Here is a 19,713-nt window from a genome sequence, read left to right on the forward strand (position 1 = left end):
GCAACCTTCACTATAGAAAAGTTACGTAAATGATAGATGTGAGTTTATATGAAATAAGGCATGACATATCTAGACCTTAATCAAGTTATCTACGATTTCGTCCACACTTTCCTACGCTAGTACCATCTAGTTCAGGTTCAAAGGGTTTGGAGTATGACTCCATCTCAGTTTGAAAACACCCCTAGTGCATATTTTTATACTATGTATTTAATTTAGTATTTTTAATTTTAGAAGTCAAGACTGTAATTTGACTAGTTAGAGTTAATGTGAATAGCCGATTATAAAACAATTTCATAAGTCTACAATACAAATTCGCATTAGCTGACTGAACTGATAATAAGTTTAAAATTAACCTCTTCTTAGTACTAGTTATCCTTGCGAGAGTTGAAAAGCGAATTCAAAACGAATTCTGTTCAACTCCCTTAATTGCAAAAAGTATTGTTATTATCATAAAATGAGCATTGCATAATTTTGACCCTGTTAATTAATACTTTTTCAAACAAATAATCAATAGTAAACTTAGCAAATATTAGAAGAGGAAGGAGGTTAATCATGACCTTTACGATTGGATTAGTGCCATCGCCAGGCGTTGCACATAAGCTCGTCGATAATGCGATACCAAAGGTTCAACAACATTTACATGACCGAATTAAGGATGTGGATGAATGGCATTTCGAGAGTAAAGTAGATTTATTAATAGGATCTGCTGAGGATGTACATGAGAGTATAGATAAAGCAGCAGAATTGAAGAAAGAATATGAATGGGATTTCGTTATCTGTATTACAGATTTACCAAGTATCTCAGGTAATAAAGTTGTTATTAGTGACTTTAATAGTGAAAAGCAAGTTTCTATGCTTTCATTACCTGCGTTAGGTTGGATTAATTTAGAGCGTAAGTTAGTGAAGAGTATGACAGCACTAGTTGAACAGTTATATCACAATAATACGAAAGAGCGCCCCAAAGTGCATCCACTGATTAAACCTAAAGCTGTTGATCCTCGAGAAGATGAAAGTTCGAAAAGACGTTATATTAATCGCTACTTTATATTAGGATGGTTGCAGCTTATTTTAGGTTTAACGCGAGCGAATGAGCCATGGAGGAATTTGTTTAATTTTAAGAAGATTATTTCCGTTGCATTTGCGACAGGGACATATGTTTCTATCTTCTCTATGCCATGGGAGTTAAGTGTTCAATATTCAACCTTAAGATTTATTGTCTTAATGATTATTTCTATATTAGGTATGGCGGGATGGTTATTATACGCGCATCAGTTATTTGAAGGAAAAACAGCAAAGTCTCAACGTGTTTATCGCTATGTATATAACGCGACGACATTACTTACTTTAGTCATCATTACATTGATGAATTACGTAGTTTTATATGTATTACTATCTATTAGTATTTCATTATTTGTACCTGTAGGTTTATTTAATAGTTGGACGAGTGCAAATCCTGATTTCACATTTATAAATTATTTGAAATTATTATGGTTTGTATCATCGCTTGGTTTATTAGCGGGTGCAATGGGCTCAACTGTAGAAAATGAAGAGAAGATACGACGTATTACGTATTCTTATCGCCAATATCATCGTTATAAAGAAGCGCAACAAGAGGAAAAAGAGAAAAAAGAACAACAATCACAAGATGTATCGCAACATGACGTGGAACAATCTTCATCAAACAAAGAAAGTAATGATGATGAACAGTATGAAGGTAAAAAACAAGATCATAGAGAGGAGGATGACGCATGAATGAAGCTAAAACAATCGGTTTAGTTGTTGCTCCTGGTGTTACAGAAAAATTAGCTGAGAGTTTAATGGATGATATTCCGAACATCTTATCTCACCAGAATAACAACCAACATGACTGGGAAGTGGATCTCGTGGTTGATCCTCTGACAGGCTACGCAGAATCCGTTGGCAAAATTTTTAAAAAGATACAAGATTATCATGATAAGCGAGAATGGGATTATGTCGTTGCAATTACAGATTTACCTATGTTTCATGATGAACGTGTGTTAGCACTGGACATCAATAAGAAGAATGGTGCTGCTGTCTTTTCTTATCCTGCATTTGGTTGGCGCCCAGTTAAGAAACGTTTTAAGAACGTCATCGTTGCGATAATCAATGAAGTGCATCATTCTGAATCTGAAAAGAATGATTATGATGACAATAATCATGTAACATATGCAGTTAACAAACAATTTCCATTATCTAAAATTGATAAAACTGAAGTACATTTAGATGAAACAGATAATGATCATTTACGCTATTTATCCAATACTAGGTCAATGGGAATGGTTCGGCTTGTGAGTGGTATGACATTTGCAAATAATCCACTTAATATGATGGCAAGCCTTAGTAATATTGTGGCAATTGCTTTTACCACTGGTGCATTTGGCTTAATATTTACGACTATGTGGCAGATGAGTATGGAATTCTCAATGTGGCGTCTATTTGGAATATCTATTATCGCAGTCTTAGGTATGTTACTTTGGATTATGATGTCTCATGATTTGTGGGAATCTGTCAAACAAAGTCGTAATAAACGAATTACATGGTTATATAACTTAACTACAGTGATGACGCTCTTTGTAGCTATTATCATTTATTACATTATTCTCTACACATTATTTTTAATTGCGGAACTTGTGTTACTACCATCTAATTTCTTAGGGCAACAGGTAGGGTTAAAAGGACCGGCTGGAATTGATTTATATCTAAGTATTCCTTGGTTTGCTGCTTCTATTTCAACTGTTGCAGGTGCGATTGGTGCTGGATTATTAAATGATCAACTAATCAAAGAAAGTACTTATGGTTACCGACAACAAATGCGATATGATGATAGAGATAAAGATGAAGGATAACGAGATTAAAGTCGAGAAGCGTGAAGCTTTCTTCGGCTTTGTTTTTTAGGTAAATTTATATAAAAAGATTATAGAAAATAATTGGTGCTTAATTTAAAATTAAATATAATGTAGGTGTCAAAACAAATAAGAGTCCTAAATTCACAACAACTACTTAGATTTAGCAACATGAAGTGAAGGAAGGTAATATCAAGAATTTTTGTCCTAGATGTGGTAATAAAATAACTAAAGAGCAACGATTTTGTAGTAAATGTGGCAATGATTTACGCGTATTTGAAGATGATTCGATTGAGTCACAATATGAGGTAGCTGAGCGTAAGCCAAGCATTTGGCTATTTATATTAGTTGTCTTAGTTGTTATTGGGATTATAGTCAGTTGCTGTTTTGCTTATTATCATTTCTTTTTAAAAGAAGGGAAACAAACGGAGCAGACTACAACTACAACAGCGCATTTGAAGAAAGATAAAGAAACAACGGATGACGATAAAGTGTCTAATGATCCTATTAAAGCAGAAAAGCAAAAAGCGAAACAAAGTGAAGATGAAAAAGACAAAGATGCGATTCATTCACAAGCACCTAAAATTGATGTCATGAGTGAGGATTTCCATAAGTCATTTATGCAAAAGGATACAAGGGATGCTTACATGGGAATTAAACCTGGCATGACTAGAGCAGAAGTGGAAAAAAGATATGGCAGATCCAATCGTGTTTTTCACAAAGTGGGCATGGATAATCTATATACCATTTATGGTGATTTAGCAGTGGTCTATGAATTGAAAGGTAATACTGAAGTAGTAAGAGGAATTGGCGTGTCACCCTCAAATGTTGATGAGCAAACATTTATTAGTAAATACAGTGATTATGAAAAAAATAATGATGCTGGAAGTTATATTTATAATACCGTGAAAAATAATGGCTTTGAAATTTTAGTAACTACAAAGAACGATAAAATTGCTTTGATTCAGTGTATTCCAGAAAATCATTACTAGGGAAAAGTTGAAACGTTTAGGGAGTGTGACGGATGCAAAATGGAATCAATGTCCTACTCCCTACTTCTTTATATAATTCTCCTCAGAACCTTGACTTTATAGCAAAATCTCGATAAAGTAGTAACATATTATTCTGACAATTCTGATAGGTATTAGATTAATAAATTTGTGAAATTTTAGGGGGGACCATAAGTTTATGTCAGTACCGACAATTACGTATGAGAATTTTGAAGGTGACCCTTTCATTGATTCTATTTCTACTGACGATGCAACTAAAGGCGCTTATGAAATATTAGAATGGGCGTATCGCACATATGGTGATTCCATTGTTTATTCATGTAGTTTTGGTGCGGAAAGTATGGTTTTAATTGATTTGATTTACCAGATTAAGCCAGATGCACAAATTGTCTTTCTAGATACGGATTTACATTTCCAAGAAACGTATGACTTGATTGATAGAGTGAAAGAACGCTTTCCAAAACTTCGTATTGAAATGAAGAAGCCTGATTTAACGATTGAGGAACAAGCGGACAAATATAATCCGGCATTGTGGAAGAATAATCCTAATCAATGCTGTTATATAAGAAAGATTAAACCTTTAGAAGAAGTGTTAGGTGGCGCTGTTGCTTGGGTTTCAGGTTTACGTCGAGACCAATCGCCAACACGTGCAAATACGAACTTTATTAATAAAGACGAACGTTTCAAATCAGTGAAAGTGTGTCCTTTAATTTATTGGACAGAAGATGAAGTTTGGGACTATATTAAGAAACATGATTTACCTTATAATGTATTGCATGATCAACATTATCCTAGTATTGGCTGTATCCCATGTACCGCTCCTGTATTTGACTCAGATGATTCTAGAGCAGGGCGTTGGTCGAATTTCGATAAAACAGAATGTGGCTTACATGTTGCTGATAAACCATAATGCGTTTGGATAAAAATTTTTAACCATAAAACATAGTACTCTGATATGTTTTAAACAAAATCTACAAATATGTCCGACAATAGTGTACAGACGGACATATTTCTTACATAATAAAAGTAGTATAAAGCTTTTATAAAATGATTGTTATTTTACGGAATAAGAGGTGGATACAATTGAATTTAAGTGTTACAAATAGTCCTTTTACAGAAGGACAAGCGGCACAAATTAATGAACTCTTACAAACACTTACACCTGAACAAAAGGTATGGTTAAGTGGATACTTAGTTGCTAATCAACAATTGACGTCAAATGGAACTGTACCATCACAAACAGGTTCAAGTTCAACAAATGCAAATGGTCTAACTGAAGGCACAGAAGCAATGCTTCAACAAAACGAGCCTGTCATCACGCCGGAGAAACGAGCAATTACACTCTTATATGGTTCTGAAACAGGTAATGCACAAGGGTTAGCTGAAATATTTGAAGAACGCTTATCAAATATAGGTCATAACGTGACATTGAAAGCAATGGACGAATTTAAACCTAAGAACCTAAAAAATGTTGAAGATTTATTCATTATCACTTCTACTCAAGGTGAAGGGGATCCACCTGATAATGCAGCTGAATTGCATGAGTTCATTCATGGTCGTAAGGCACCTAAACTTGAAGGTGTGAGATTCTCAGTTCTAGCATTAGGGGATCAAACGTATGAATACTTCTGTCAAACAGGTCGTGATTTTGATAGAAAACTAGATGAATTAGGTGCTGAACGTATATATGATCGTGTGGATTGCGACGTTGATTATGAAGAAGACGCTGAAAAGTGGATGGCAAATGTAATCAATGCGATAGATACTGCACCAGAAGGCACTCAAAATGAACAAATTGTAAGTGAATCAATTAAATCTGCGAAAGAAAAGAAATTCTCTAAAGCAAATCCATATCAAGCAGAAGTCTTAGAAAACATTAACCTTAATGGACAAGGTTCAAATAAGGAAACACGTCATATTGAATTTCTATTAGATAATTTCGGTGAAGATTATGAAGTTGGAGACTGTTTAGTCGTTCTACCTCAAAATGACCCAGCTTTAGTTGATTTATTAATTAGCACATTAGGTTGGGATCCGAATGATCAAGTTCAAATTTCAGATGAGGGTGACACATTAGGATTAGAAGAAGCCTTAACAACTCATTTTGAAATTACGAAGTTAACGAAACCGCTTCTTATCAATGCGGCGTCATTCTTTGAAAATGAAGAACTTAATGAAAAGGTTGAAGATAATGAATGGGTTCAAAGTTACATTGAAGGTCGTGACTTAATCGACTTATTAAATGACTTTGCGACAACAGAACTTCAACCAGAAAATTTATATCAATTATTAAGAAAATTACCACCTAGAGAATATTCAATATCTAATAGTTATCAAGCGCTACCAGATGAAGTGCATATTACAGTTGGGGCAGTTAGATACAACTCACATGGACGTGACCGTTCAGGTGTATGTTCAGTTCAATTTGCTGAACGTATTCAACCAGGTGACACTGTTCCAATTTACTTGAAACGCAATCCAAACTTCAAATTCCCTAAAGAGGGTGACACACCAGTTATCATGATTGGACCTGGAACAGGTGTTGCACCATTTAGAGCATACATGCAGGAAAGAGAAGAGCATGGATTTAAAGGTAATACTTGGTTATTCTTTGGTGATCAACACTTTACAACAGACTTCCTATATCAAACAGAATGGCAAGAATGGTTGAAAGACGGCGTGCTAGGAAAAATGGATGTTGCATTCTCAAGAGACACTGGTGAAAAAGTATACGTCCAACATCGTATTGCTGAACGCAGTAAAGAATTTAATGAATGGCTTCAAAAAGGTGCTTCACTTTACATTTGTGGTGATGAAAAACATATGGCGAAAGATGTACATCAAGCTATCCGCAATGTTTTAATGAAAGAACAAAACTTATCTGAAGAAGATGCTGAAGCCTACCTTAAACAAATGAAGAAAGATAAACGTTACCAACGCGATGTGTACTAATAGAAAGGGTGGTACTTAATGGCTAAGACAAATAAGCAAATGTCAGAAGAACTTGATAAGAAGCTAGATGCTTTAGAGTATTTAAAAGACGAAAGTAATTATTTACGTGGGACAATTGAGCAAGGCTTAGCAGACCCACTTACTGGTGCTATTTCAGATGATGACACTAAATTATTGAAATTCCATGGTAGCTACCAACAAGATGATAGAGATTTACGTGACGAACGTCGCAAGCAGAAATTAGAACCAGCTTACAGCTTTATGATTCGCGTGCGTCTACCAGGAGGAACAGCTACACCTGAACAATGGATTGCCATGGATGACATTTCTAATAATTATGCCAACCAAACGTTGAAATTAACAACACGTCAGACTTTCCAATTTCACGGCATTTTAAAAAGAAATTTAAAAACATCTATGAAGAAAATTAATGAGTCTGTACTCGATACGATTGCGGCATGTGGGGACGTGAATCGTAATACAATGTGTAATCCTAATCCATATCAATCTCATATTCATAAAGAGATTAATGATTATGCAACTAAAATCAGTGACCATCTATTACCTAAGACAAATGCCTATCATGAAATTTGGTTAGATGGAGAGAAAGTATTAGATTCTTCAGAAGAAATTGAACCAATGTACGGTAAGAAATATTTACCACGTAAGTTTAAAATTGGTATCGCCTTACCACCATCTAATGATATTGATGTCTATTCACAAGACATCGGACTTATCGGTATCGTTGAAGATGAAACACTTGTCGGATTTAATGTCACAGTTGGTGGCGGTATGGGTATGACGCACGGAAATACAGATACGTACCCACAAGTTGGTCGTTTAGCTGGTTTCGTTCCTAAAGAACAAGTCGTTGATGTTTGTGAGAAAATCTTAACAATTCAACGTGATTATGGTAATCGTGAGAACCGCAAGAACGCACGATTCAAATATACAGTTGACCGCTTAGGTGTGGATAAAGTTGTAGAAGAACTAAATACACGTTTAGGATGGGAAATTGAAGAACCACGTGATTTTGAATTCGAACATAATGGCGATCGTCTAGGTTGGATTGAGGGCGACGAAGGTGTTTGGAATTATACTTTATTCATTCAAAATGGACGTGTTAAAGATACAGAAGATTATCAATTGAAAACGGCATTACGAAAAATTGCAGAAACACATACGGGTGACTTCAGATTATCTCCTAACCAAAATTTAATTATTGCAAATGTAACTCCAGAGAAAAAAGAAGAAATTCAAAGTCTTATCGATCAGTATGGTTTAACAGATGGTAAAAATTATACGGGATTAAGACGTAATTCAATGGCATGTGTCGCGTTCCCAACATGTGGATTAGCGATGGCTGAGTCAGAACGTTATTTACCATCATTAATCTCTAAGATTGAAGACTTATTAGATGAAGCGGGTGTGGATGATGAAGAAATCACAATCCGTATGACTGGATGCCCAAATGGTTGCGCTAGACCAGCACTTGCAGAAATTGCATTTATAGGTAAAGCACCTGGCAAATATAATATGTATTTAGGCGGTGGCTTCAAAGGTGAACGTTTAAATAAATTGTACAAAGAGAATATTGGAGAACAAGAAATTCTTGAAAGTCTACGTCCAATTCTTATGGATTATGGTAAAGAACGTCTTGAAGGTGAGCATTTTGGTGACTTTGTCATACGTTCGGGCGTTGTTGCTAAAGTTCATGGAGGACAAGACTTCCATAGTTAAAGTTTGAAATAAGTTATTTTAAACGGGGTGACAACATGGGGAAAGTGTATTTAGTAGGAGCAGGACCTGGTGATCCTGATTTATTAACTATCAAAGGTATGAAAGCCATTCAAATGTCAGATGTGATTTTATATGATCGCCTAGTCAATAAAGACATTTTAGATTTAGCTAAACCAGGGACAAAGTTCTTTTATTGTGGTAAAGACCCGAATAGACATTCATTACCGCAAGAAGAAACGAATCGGATGTTGGTTAATTTAGCAAAAAAAGGACATGTTATTACTCGTTTAAAAGGTGGTGACCCGTTTGTCTTTGGCCGAGGTGGTGAAGAGGCAGAAATATTGGCACAACATCAGATTGCATTTGAAATTGTGCCTGGTATCACTTCGGGCATTGCTGCACCAGCTTATGCAGGCATTCCTGTCACGCACAGAGATTATAGTTCGTCAGTTGCTTTTGTGACAGCAGTTAATAAACCTGGTATGTCTAAAGATGATTATTGGGCACATTTAGCGCATGGTCCAGAAACACTTTGTGTTTATATGGGTGTTAAACGATTACCAGAAATTTGTGACCTACTTATTGAACATGGTAAATCAATTGACACGCCTGTCGCACTTGTTCATTTAGGAACGACGACTTCTCAAAAAACAATTGATGGTACGTTAGGTAACATCGTTGAAAAAGCGTCAGAAATAAAAAATCCTGCTATGATTATTATTGGCGATGTTGTCCAAATGCGACAAAAAATTAGTTGGTTTAAAGAACAAACTACGGATTTAGAAATAACCTTACCTTAATTATTAATAATAAAAAAGAATAATCATAAAAGGAGGATACAATATGAGCAATATGCCACTTATGATTGATTTACAAAATAAAAAGATTGTCATAGTTGGTGGTGGGAAGGTAGCAACTCGACGAGCAATGTCATTAGTTGAATACTGTTCTCATGTTCATATTGTTAGTCCTTCAATCACCAAAGAATTACATACTTTATTTCAGCAACAGCGATTGACTTGGGCTGAAAAAATGTTTGAACCACAAGATATTAGTCGCGCATTTCTAGTTATTATTGCGACAAATCAACCAGAGGTAAATCAACATGTTAAAGATAGTTTGCCAGAAGGTACATTGTTAAATCACGCTGCAGATGCTTCTAAGGGGAATGTGACGTTTCCTAGTATGCTTAGACGTGGCAAATTGACTATTAGTGTATCTACAGATGGTGCAAGTCCTAAACTAGGTCGACAAATTATATCGACATTGCAAGACACTTACGATGAACGTTATGAAAGTTATATCGATTTTTTATATGAAAGTAGACAACTTATTAAAGCATCACCGATAGAGCCATCTAGAAAGCAAGCGTTATTACAACATGTATTATCTGAGGACTATTTGGATGAGGAGAAACAAAAAGAATTCAAGCGATGGCTTCAATCACAAGTTTAATGTCAGGGGGCATGTGATATATGAGAAAATTATTTATATTTGCATTAGCTGGTTTTTTAGCCCAACTTGTTGATGGTTCACTTGGCATGGGATTCGGTGCCTCATCATCATCAATATTATTAACTTATGGGATTGCACCGGCCATTGTATCGGCAACTGTACATTTTTCAGAAATAGCTACAACTGCTGCATCAGGAACATCACATTGGAAATTTGAGAATGTGCATAAGCCCACCATGTTAAAGTTAGCTATTCCAGGTGCTATAAGTGGATTTATTGGTGCAGGTCTACTTACACAAATACATGGGGATTATATTAAGCCATATATCGCATTGTTCTTACTTTCAATGGGTATATATATTTTGTATCAATTTTTATTTAAAAGAAATAGAGAAATTCATACACATGTTGGTAAGTTGAGTGGTTTCAAACTTGTGCCTCAAGGTGCTATCGCCGGATTCTTAGATGCGATTGGTGGAGGTGGCTGGGGACCAGTAAATACACCTTTGTTATTAGCTAGTCATAAGATTCAACCACGATATGCAATTGGTACTGTATCGGCGAGTGAGTTTTTTGTAACGTTATCAACGTCATTGAGTTTCATCATCTTCTTAGGTATTACTCAGATTAATTGGTGGTTTGTTATTGCGTTAAGTTTCGGCGGTATGATTGCAGCACCTATCTCTGCATATTTAACAAAAATATTACCAATTAATATTTTAGCCATTTGTGTTGGTGGCTTAATCATCTTCACAAATAGCAATGCATTAATGACTTATTTCGTACACGATGACACAATTTCAAATATTGTAAGATTCGCAATTATTTGTGCGATTGTGATACTTGTTATTATCACTGTGATTCGCAACAAAAAATTGTCTTTTTCTTGAAAATAAAACCGAGTAAACTAATCTAATTAATTGGAAAAGGAGTTATCAAAAATGACAACACATGAACAGATTATTAATTATACGATTAAACCACATGGTGGTACATTAATTAACCGCGTAGTAGAAGGTGAAGAAAGAGATCATCTTTTAGAAGCAGCACAATCATATAAAGTGATTACTTTAAATCCTTGGTCAATTTCTGACTTAGAATTAATCGGTATTGGTGGTTTTAGTCCGTTAACAGGATTTATGGGTGAGGCTGACTACACTAAAGTTGTTGAAGATACACATCTTGAAAATGGATTAGTGTGGAGCATTCCGATTACACTACCAGTTACTGAAGAAGAAGCGGATAAATTAGAAATCGGTGATGACATTGCATTATACGGTGAAGATGGCGAATTATATGGCACATTGAAATTAGAAGAAAAGTACACATATGATAAGAAAAAAGAAGCTCAAAATGTGTATGGTACGACTGACGAGGCACATCCAGGTGTTAAAAAGGTTTATGACAAAGGGAATGTTTACCTTGCTGGACCAATCCAATTAATTAATCGACCTAAACATGATGAGTTCTCTGATTTCCATTTAGACCCAGCAGAAACACGTCAATTATTCCATGATTTAGGATGGAAGACTGTCGTTGGATTCCAAACAAGAAATCCTGTACATCGTGCGCATGAATATATACAAAAATCTGCATTAGAAATTGTAGATGGTCTTGTACTTAATCCGTTAGTAGGAGAAACGAAATCAGATGATATTCCAGCGGACGTTCGTATGGAAAGTTATCAAGCTATCTTAAAGAACTACTTCCCTAAAGATAGAGCGCGCTTAGTCATTTATCCTGCGGCAATGCGTTATGCTGGTCCACGTGAAGCAATTCTACATGCTACAGTACGTAAAAACTATGGTTGTACACATTTCATTGTTGGACGTGACCATGCAGGAGTGGGCGATTATTATGGCACATATGAAGCACAAGAATTAATTTCTCAATTTGAAGATGAACTAGATATTCAAATATTGAAATTTGAACATGCATTTTATTGTGAAAAATGTGGCAACATGGCTACTGCTAAAACATGCCCACACGACGCATCAGAGCATGTACATTTAAGTGGTACTAAAGTAAGAGAAAAACTAAGAAATGGTGAATCATTACCTACAAAATTCTCTAGACCTGAAGTAGCTGAAGTCTTAATCAAAGGGTTAAAATAAAATTAATTCGGAGGGATTTAGCATGAGTCAATCAAGTAATATTACATGGCATGATTCTGAAGTTACTAAGTCAGATAGACAACAACAAAATGGTCATAAAAGTGTAGTGATATGGTTTACAGGATTATCAGGATCTGGAAAATCAACTGTATCAGTAGAACTTGAAAAAGCTTTGTTTCAATTAGAAAAACATTCTTATCGATTAGACGGCGATAATGTAAGACATGGTTTAAATAAGAATTTAGGCTTTAGTCCAGAAGATCGTAAGGAAAATATTCGACGCATTGGTGAAGTAAGTAAATTACTTGTAGATGCGGGAACAATTGCTATAACAGCATTTATTTCGCCTTACAGAGCAGATCGTGATGAAGTTCGTGAAATTTTAGAAGATGGAGAATTCATTGAAGTTTACACAGAGTGTAGCGTGGAAGCATGTGAACAACGTGATCCTAAAGGTCTTTATAAAAAAGCGCGCTCTGGTGAAATAAAAGAATTTACTGGTATAAGTGCGCCGTATGAAGCACCACATCAACCAGAAATTACGATTAATACAGAACATCAAAGTGTAGAAGAATCAGTAAGTACTATTATTGAATATTTGAAGAATAAAGAAATTATTTAAAATTATTATGCGTGTGAGGCTGGGACAAAATAAAATGTCTCAGCCTATTTTTATCATTTTGTTAGTAGCTGACTGATTTGAAAATGTACTTGAATCAAGCTTTTTTCAAACCTAGTCATCCTTGCCTGGTAGGCGGGGCCCCAGCAAAGAGAATTTCCTAAAGAAATTCTACAAGCTAAACAAGCTGGGGATACAACGAAATAAATTTTGAGAAAATATTATTTCTGTCCCACCCCATACGCTTTTTTTGCATATCGTCTTAAATTAAAGTCAGATTTCTGATAAAATTATGAAAACGTTTTCTATATAAGTGGAAAGCGTATTTCGAAATAAGGGGGAATTCACATGCAAGGGGATAGTATGTGGTTAACAATAATGGGGATAATCATTATCGGCTCAATTGTTGGACTTTTAATTGCAAAAAAGATTAGTCCGGTCGTTGGTATGATTTTAATTCCTAGTATTGGTGCTTTGCTATTAGGATACGGCATTAAAGATTTAGTTAAATTCTTTAATAGTGGTTTAGAATCTGTGATGAGCGTAGTCATCATGTTTATCTTCGCAATTATATTCTTTGGCATTATGACTGACAGTGGACTGTTCAAACCTATTGTCAAACGACTTATATTAATGACTCGCGGTAATGTAGTCATTGTTTGTATTGTCACAGCATTGATTGGTATGTTTGCACAATTAGATGGTGCAGGTGCTGTCACTTTCTTATTATCAATTCCTGCATTATTGCCACTATATAAAGCTTTAAACATGAACAAATACTTATTAATTCTTTTACTAGCAATTAGTGCTGCGATTATGAATATGGTGCCTTGGGGCGGTCCAATGGCTCGTGTTGCTTCTGTATTGAAAGTGAAAAGTGTTAACGAATTATGGTATGGCATCATTCCAGTACAATTGATTGGCTTCGTGTTAGTACTTATCTTCGCAACTTATTTAGGGTTTAGGGAAAAGAAACGAATTAAGAAGGCAATCGATAACGGTGAAGTAGAACCTACATTAAACATTGATATTCATCGACTTGTGAAAAACTACGAACGAGATCAAGACATTAAGTTTCCTGTAAGAGGACGCGCGCTCAAACATGGTTGGGTAATTTGGACCAATGTATTGTTGACGATTATCGTATTAGTTATGATGTTAACTAACATTGCACCGCCAGAATTTGCCTTTATGGTTGGTGTTGCAATTGCATTAGTGATTAACTTCCCAAATGTGGATGAACAAATGAACCGTCTAAAGGCACATGCACCAAATGCATTAATGATGGCCGCAGTTATTATAGCAGCAGGTATGTTCTTGGGTGTTTTAGAAGAGACAGGTATGTTAAAGTCAATTGCTTTAAATTTCATTAAGATCATTCCTGATGCCGTTGGACCATATTTACATATCATTGTTGGTTTCTTTGGTGTTCCACTTGATTTACTTACAAGTACAGATGCGTATTATTTCGCGTTACTTCCTATAGTAGAACAAACTGCAAGTCAATTTGGTATTAATCCAGTTTCAACAGCATATTCAATGGTAATCGGTAATATTGTAGGAACATTTGTAAGCCCATTCTCTCCTGCATTATGGTTAGCTATTGGTCTCGCTGAGGCAAATATGGGTACATATATTAAGTATGCATTCTTTTGGATTTGGGGATTTGCGATTGTGTTATTAGGCATAGCAGTATTAATTGGTACAGTTACAATCTAAATTACTAGATACAGTACGTTGTTAAAAGATTTTAATTGAATAATTAAACTCATATTCCTCCTTATAAGTATGTCGCTGATGTCTTATAAGGGGGGATTTGATTTTTTTATCATTACTATTATAAAAAATACTTCCAAAATATCCTCGCCAAACCTTGAAAACGATTCATATTTCCCACTTTTCATGAAATAAAACATCTTTAAAATTATCAGATATTTTACAAGTCGGGTATATACATTGTTGATTAATATAGTATAAGCACTGTCATAGAAGTGTTTTTATAATTGTAATATAAGTCTATGTTTATTACATGAAACGTAAAATTATTATGATTCATTTACAAACCCTTAACATTCCACACAAACCCTTGTGTGTCTGTTAGAGTATGTCTTGTCGTTATTTAACGAGGAAAAAATTTCTTAAAACTATTTTGAATCAAATGATTTAAAATTTCTGATATGTCAATTGCAGGTAGCCACGAGAAAAAATAAGCTTTAAACATTCTAGGAGGATATTTTATTATGAAAAAGATCGCTACAGCTACAATTGCAACAGCAGGTATTGCAACATTCGGATTAGCACATCAAGATGCAAACGCAGCGGAAAACAATAATGGATATAACCCTAATGACCCATATTCATATAGTTACACTTACACAATTGACCAACAAGGTAATTATCATTATGAATGGCAAGGTAACTGGAGCCCATCTCAAGTTCAACAAGGTGGTCAACAAAACACTGGCAACCAAGCAGTAAATAATACTCAATCAAACAATAACTACAACTATAATTACAATAACAATCAATCAAACCAATACACTCAATCATACACAGCAAACAATAATGCTGGCGGTGGTTTAGGTGCTAGTTATTCAACTTCAGATCGTAACGTTAAAGTCACAACTCAAAACGCACCAACTACACAATCAACTAGTTCAAGTTCTAGTAGCGAAGCATTAGCTGGTAAATCAAGTGGAGGTTCTAACCTTTACACTGCAGGTCAATGTACGTATTATGTATATGACAAAGTAGGCGGTAAAATTGGTAGCACTTGGGGTAACGCAAATAACTGGGCAACTGCAGCAGCTGCAGATGGCTACACAGTTAATAACACACCTAAAGCAGGTGCAGTAATGCAAACATCTCAAGGTGCATACGGTCACGTTGCATATGTTGAAAGTGTAAACGATGATGGTTCAGTTAAAGTTTCAGAAATGAACTATAATGGTGGACCTGGTGTCGTTTCATCACGTACAATCTCAGCTAGCCAAGCTGGTTCATACAACTACATTTCATAATTTGAAATCACTTTTAACCACGATTCCTTATCATACGGAGTCGTGGTTTTTTCTTTTGAGAAAAGACTGTGACAAGATAGGTATTCGTGTGATTGAAGCCCAACCATAAAGGGAAACATAATATAAAGAAGAATAATGCTTAAAGAATATTATGTTTAATTGTGAAGGAGGGTGAGTAGAGATGACGTTTGATGTGATTAAGTGGATTATATTAGCTCTAATTGCTATTGTAACTATTGCGATTATTTGTGGTCTCATTTGGGGTTCGTTATTAGAAGAACGAGCATATGATAAACGCTCTAAAAAAGAAAAACGAAAAGAAACTGAGAAAAATTTAGAAATGGCAAAAGGTCATACTGATAATAAAGGTGTAGATGGTGACTATGAAGAGGCACCAACTAAAGAAGGAACGCTCAAAGATGAGCATATTAATCATCGTGAGAAATAATGATTATAAAACCCTTGGAAGATGCTATATCAAGCATACTTTCAAGGGTTTTTAAATTGAATAGTAAGGTTGAATGTTCACATTTTATTTACATTTAATATCTCAATTTTTCTTCATTTCTATACTTTTAACATCTGCAAGTGATAAACTATGTATGTTAAAAAATCACAATAATTTTCAGAAAAGTTAGGAGCTTTCATCATGCTACTGTTTGTAGTAGAAATCATCATAATGATACTGGCTATTATATTAGGGCTTCGCACAGCTGGTGCATTAGGGTGTGGTATCTTCGCCATTGTGGCACAACTCATTATGATCTTTGGTTTTCAATTGCCTCCAGGTTCAGCGCCTGTCACTGCAGTTTTAATCATTTTATCTATTGGTATCGCAGGTGGTACTTTACAAGCTACAGGAGGAATAGACTATTTAGTCTTTCTTGCTTCTAAAATTATCGAGCGTTTCCCGAAATCCATTATTTTTATCGCACCAATGATTGTCTTTCTGTTTGTATTTGGTGTAGGTACCGCAAATATTGCGTTATCTTTAGAACCTATTATTGCTAAGACTGCTGTTAGAGCAAATATCCAACCTAAACGACCACTCACCGCATCTGTTTTGACTGCAAATTTAGCCTTATTATGTAGTCCTGCAGCATCAGCAACAGCTTACATCATATCAGTAATGGCTGGTTATCACATTTCAATGGGACAATATTTAAGTATTGTATTACCTACAGCGATTATTACGATGTTAATGTTAAGTGTCTTTTGTACATTTGTTGGTCGTAAGACAACGGTCACTGTAAGTGAAATTGCACATACACCTGAAGTGTCAGTCAAAAAATCATTTACAACGAAAACCAAATTAGGCGTAGTTGGATTTTTATTATGTGTTGCAGGTATATTAACTTTTGGTATTTTTCCAAATTTAATGCCTTCATTTAATGTTGATGGTGAACAAGTTAAAGTAACTATGACGGAAATCGTCCAATTCTTTATGTATTTGAGTGTCGCAATTAATTTATTAATGATAAAGATTAACACGAGTGATATATTGTCATCTAATATTGCGCAATCAGCTATTGGTGCACTCTTTGCAGTACTTGGCCCAGGTTGGTTAGGTGCTACTGTATTTAATGCACCGCAAAATTTAAAAATTATACAAGACGATATTGGACAAACAATTCAATCTATACCTTGGCTAGTCATTGTCTTAGTTGCCATAGTGGCAATGATCGTTATCTCGCAAACTGCAACAGCCTCCATTATGGTGCCGATTGTCATGAGTATGGGTATTCCACCAATGTATTTCATTGCAATGGTCCAAACGCTTAATGTCAATTTCGTCATTCCAGCACAGCCAACATTATTATTTGCAGTTAATCTAGATGAGACTGGACGCACACGTGCAACAAGTTTTATTATTCCAGGATTCTTTGCGATTGGTGTATCAATCGTGGTTGGATTTCTAATTAAATTTTTATTGGGATTATAGATTATAAGACCACTAATTTTGGGTAAATGCTCAAAGTTTAGTGGTCTTTTCTTTTGAAAATGAACAGGTATTTTAAAAGAATTTAAATAAATATAAATTCACAATAACAGTATTATTATGCAAAATTAATACAATATAAAATTTGTTAAATACGTTAAGTTTAAACTTAACACTGTTGTTATGGCAATTTTTAAAGCTTTAAAATATGTCTGAAATATATATTTATTCAATAAAAAGAAAAGTATAATTTGAATGGAATTTGCATTTTTATTTAATTTTAGATATCGTCAATATGTGAATAAACCGTGACAAGAAAGTGGTTTTTAATTTTTATCGAAACAACAATTTTGAGGAGGAACATAATTGAAACGAGAAAAAATTATGGATTGGCCGACTTTTATAGGGACGGTAATCGTATTACTTGTAGCTGTTACACCGATGATGGTATTTCCTAAGGCTAGTGAAAAAGTAATTACCGATATCAATAGCGCAATCTCCAATTCAATTGGATCCGTGTATTTATTTATGGGATTAATCATTCTATTCTTTGTACTATATATTGCATTCGGTCGTTATGGCAATGTAACACTTGGAAAGGCGACTGATAGACCAGAATTCAATAACTTTAGTTGGGCATCTATGCTCTTCTGTGCAGGTATTGGATCGGATATTTTATATTGGGGTGTCATTGAGTGGGCATTCTATTATCAAGTACCACCGAATGGTGCGAAAGCGATGTCTGATGAAGCACTTACATATGCAACGCAATATGGGATGTTCCATTGGGGACCAATCGCTTGGGCAATCTATGTGTTACCAGCGTTACCTATTGGTTATTTAGTATTTGTTAAGAAACAACCAATTTATAAAATCAGTCAAGCATGTCGTCCAGTTTTAAAAGGACAAACGGATAAATTCTTAGGTAAATTAGTGGATATATTATTTATTTTTGGTTTACTAGGAGGCGCAGCAACATCACTTGCTCTTGGAGTGCCAATGATTTCTGCTGGTATAGAGAAACTTACAGGAATCGATGGAGAGAATATGGTTGTGCGTTCAATCATTTTATTAACAATCACAGTAGTATTCGCAGTCAGTTCGTATTCTGGCTTGAAAAAGGGAATTCAAAAATTAAGTGATGTTAACGTATGGCTATCATTCTTATTATTAGGCTTTGTATTTATTGTTGGGCCTACTGTATTTATTATGGAAACAACGATTACAAGCTTTGGTAATATGTTGAGAGATTTCTTCCATATGGCCACTTGGATGGAACCTTTTGGTGGCATTAAGGGACGTAAAGAAACGAATTTCCCACAAGACTGGACAATATTCTATTGGTCATGGTGGTTAGTATATGCACCGTTTATCGGTCTATTCATCGCACGTATTTCAAAAGGACGTCGTCTTAAAGAAGTCATTCTAGGTACTATTATTTATGGTACATTAGGCTGTCTATTGTTCTTTGGTATATTTGGAAACTATGCTGTGTATTTACAAATTACAGGTGAATTTAATGTGATTAACTTTTTAAATACACACGGCACTGAAGCAACGATTATTCAAGTAATGCATCAATTACCATTCTCATCATTAATTGTTGTATTGTTCTTGATTTCTGCTTTCTTATTCTTGGCGACAACATTTGATTCAGGTTCATATATTTTAGCTGCTGCATCTCAGAAAAAAATTGTTGGAGAACCATTAAAGGCTAACCGTCTATTCTGGGCATTTGCGTTATGTCTTTTACCGTTCTCTCTTATGTTAGTTGGTGGTGAACGTGCGCTAGAAGTATTAAAAACAGCATCCTTACTGGCGAGTGTACCGTTAATTGTCATATTTATTTTTATGATGATATCGTTTATTATTACGCTTAATACAGATCGGATTAAACTGGAGACAAGAGCGGATAAACATAAAGAAATTGAGAGACGTTCATTACGTATTGTGCAAGTTAAAGAAAAATCAGATGATGATGACAACTTATAAATAAAAAA

Annotated in this window: 16 protein-coding genes and 1 riboswitch; all 16 genes read left to right on the forward strand. The window is 35.0% G+C overall.

Translation table 11 applies throughout. The features are described 5' to 3' along the window. Positions 1–91 precede the first annotated feature (91 nt). A riboswitch (TPP riboswitch) is annotated at positions 92–193 on the reverse strand. A 359-nt stretch (positions 194–552) separates the two neighbouring features. Further along, positions 553–1,752, forward strand: coding sequence for a 5,10-methylene-tetrahydrofolate dehydrogenase (locus HMPREF2715_RS07420; protein WP_070581006.1), 1,200 nt, complete (start codon positions 553–555; stop codon positions 1,750–1,752). Next, positions 1,749–2,867 (forward strand): 5,10-methylene-tetrahydrofolate dehydrogenase, encoded by a 1,119-nt coding sequence (locus HMPREF2715_RS07425; RefSeq protein ID WP_070440949.1) that lies wholly within the window; start codon positions 1,749–1,751, stop codon positions 2,865–2,867. Before HMPREF2715_RS07420 ends, HMPREF2715_RS07425 begins: the two co-directional genes overlap by 4 nt. A 173-nt stretch (positions 2,868–3,040) precedes the next feature. Continuing rightward, on the forward strand, positions 3,041–3,856 hold the full coding sequence (locus HMPREF2715_RS07430) for a zinc ribbon domain-containing protein (RefSeq protein ID WP_070440946.1): 816 nt from the start codon (positions 3,041–3,043) through the stop codon (positions 3,854–3,856). A 196-nt stretch (positions 3,857–4,052) separates the two neighbouring features. Then, positions 4,053–4,784, forward strand: a complete 732-nt coding sequence (locus HMPREF2715_RS07435; RefSeq protein ID WP_070440943.1) for a phosphoadenylyl-sulfate reductase — start codon at positions 4,053–4,055, stop codon at positions 4,782–4,784. Positions 4,785–4,957: 173 nt separating this feature from the next. Next, entirely contained in the window at positions 4,958–6,826 is a 1,869-nt protein-coding gene (locus tag HMPREF2715_RS07440) for an assimilatory sulfite reductase (NADPH) flavoprotein subunit (RefSeq protein ID WP_070839743.1), read from the forward strand. A gap of 18 nt (positions 6,827–6,844) precedes the next feature. Further along, positions 6,845–8,566 (forward strand): assimilatory sulfite reductase (NADPH) hemoprotein subunit, encoded by a 1,722-nt coding sequence (gene cysI / locus HMPREF2715_RS07445; RefSeq protein WP_037551515.1) that lies wholly within the window; start codon positions 6,845–6,847, stop codon positions 8,564–8,566. Positions 8,567–8,601: 35 nt separating this feature from the next. Continuing rightward, positions 8,602–9,366 carry a uroporphyrinogen-III C-methyltransferase gene (cobA, locus tag HMPREF2715_RS07450; RefSeq protein WP_011274742.1) on the forward strand — a complete coding sequence of 255 codons (765 nt, stop codon included), beginning with the start codon at positions 8,602–8,604 and terminating at the stop codon, positions 9,364–9,366. A gap of 43 nt (positions 9,367–9,409) precedes the next feature. Continuing rightward, complete coding sequence (locus HMPREF2715_RS07455) at positions 9,410–10,021, forward strand: NAD(P)-binding protein (protein ID WP_070440934.1); 612 nt, start codon at positions 9,410–9,412, stop codon at positions 10,019–10,021. Between the two features lie 20 nt (positions 10,022–10,041). Further along, positions 10,042–10,911 carry a sulfite exporter TauE/SafE family protein gene (locus tag HMPREF2715_RS07460; protein WP_070839747.1) on the forward strand — a complete coding sequence of 290 codons (870 nt, stop codon included), beginning with the start codon at positions 10,042–10,044 and terminating at the stop codon, positions 10,909–10,911. A 51-nt stretch (positions 10,912–10,962) separates the two neighbouring features. Then, a complete protein-coding gene (sat, locus tag HMPREF2715_RS07465) occupies positions 10,963–12,135 on the forward strand; it encodes a sulfate adenylyltransferase (protein ID WP_070440931.1) in 1,173 nt (390 codons plus the stop codon). 22 nt (positions 12,136–12,157) lie between these two features. Next, positions 12,158–12,757, forward strand: coding sequence for an adenylyl-sulfate kinase (cysC, locus tag HMPREF2715_RS07470; protein ID WP_037551520.1), 600 nt, complete (start codon positions 12,158–12,160; stop codon positions 12,755–12,757). A gap of 345 nt (positions 12,758–13,102) precedes the next feature. Further along, positions 13,103–14,473, forward strand: coding sequence for a CitMHS family transporter (locus tag HMPREF2715_RS07475; protein ID WP_070440928.1), 1,371 nt, complete (start codon positions 13,103–13,105; stop codon positions 14,471–14,473). 521 nt (positions 14,474–14,994) lie between these two features. Beyond that, complete coding sequence (locus HMPREF2715_RS07480) at positions 14,995–15,774, forward strand: CHAP domain-containing protein (RefSeq protein ID WP_070440925.1); 780 nt, start codon at positions 14,995–14,997, stop codon at positions 15,772–15,774. A gap of 181 nt (positions 15,775–15,955) precedes the next feature. Further along, positions 15,956–16,222, forward strand: a complete 267-nt coding sequence (locus HMPREF2715_RS07485) for a hypothetical protein (RefSeq protein WP_037551523.1) — start codon at positions 15,956–15,958, stop codon at positions 16,220–16,222. A gap of 201 nt (positions 16,223–16,423) precedes the next feature. Next, positions 16,424–17,716, forward strand: a complete 1,293-nt coding sequence (locus HMPREF2715_RS07490) for an anaerobic C4-dicarboxylate transporter family protein (RefSeq protein WP_070440922.1) — start codon at positions 16,424–16,426, stop codon at positions 17,714–17,716. A gap of 363 nt (positions 17,717–18,079) precedes the next feature. After that, on the forward strand, positions 18,080–19,705 hold the full coding sequence (locus tag HMPREF2715_RS07495; protein ID WP_070581000.1) for a BCCT family transporter: 1,626 nt from the start codon (positions 18,080–18,082) through the stop codon (positions 19,703–19,705). The last annotated feature ends 8 nt before the right edge of the window (positions 19,706–19,713 follow it).

It is taken from the genome of Staphylococcus sp. HMSC062A01 (genome assembly GCF_001836805.1).
GTDB classification, from domain to species: Bacteria; Bacillota; Bacilli; order Staphylococcales; family Staphylococcaceae; genus Staphylococcus; species Staphylococcus haemolyticus.

Coding starts and splice junctions, on each gene's coding strand:
- HMPREF2715_RS07420 (WP_070581006.1), top strand. CDS start 553: ATGACCTTTACGATTGGATTAGTGCCATCGCCAGGCGTTGCACATAAG.
- HMPREF2715_RS07425 (WP_070440949.1), top strand. CDS start 1,749: ATGAATGAAGCTAAAACAATCGGTTTAGTTGTTGCTCCTGGTGTTACA.
- HMPREF2715_RS07435 (WP_070440943.1), top strand. CDS start 4,053: ATGTCAGTACCGACAATTACGTATGAGAATTTTGAAGGTGACCCTTTC.
- cysI (WP_037551515.1), top strand. CDS start 6,845: ATGGCTAAGACAAATAAGCAAATGTCAGAAGAACTTGATAAGAAGCTA.
- cobA (WP_011274742.1), top strand. CDS start 8,602: ATGGGGAAAGTGTATTTAGTAGGAGCAGGACCTGGTGATCCTGATTTA.
- HMPREF2715_RS07455 (WP_070440934.1), top strand. CDS start 9,410: ATGAGCAATATGCCACTTATGATTGATTTACAAAATAAAAAGATTGTC.
- HMPREF2715_RS07460 (WP_070839747.1), top strand. CDS start 10,042: ATGAGAAAATTATTTATATTTGCATTAGCTGGTTTTTTAGCCCAACTT.
- sat (WP_070440931.1), top strand. CDS start 10,963: ATGACAACACATGAACAGATTATTAATTATACGATTAAACCACATGGT.
- cysC (WP_037551520.1), top strand. CDS start 12,158: ATGAGTCAATCAAGTAATATTACATGGCATGATTCTGAAGTTACTAAG.
- HMPREF2715_RS07475 (WP_070440928.1), top strand. CDS start 13,103: ATGCAAGGGGATAGTATGTGGTTAACAATAATGGGGATAATCATTATC.
- HMPREF2715_RS07480 (WP_070440925.1), top strand. CDS start 14,995: ATGAAAAAGATCGCTACAGCTACAATTGCAACAGCAGGTATTGCAACA.
- HMPREF2715_RS07485 (WP_037551523.1), top strand. CDS start 15,956: ATGACGTTTGATGTGATTAAGTGGATTATATTAGCTCTAATTGCTATT.
- HMPREF2715_RS07490 (WP_070440922.1), top strand. CDS start 16,424: ATGCTACTGTTTGTAGTAGAAATCATCATAATGATACTGGCTATTATA.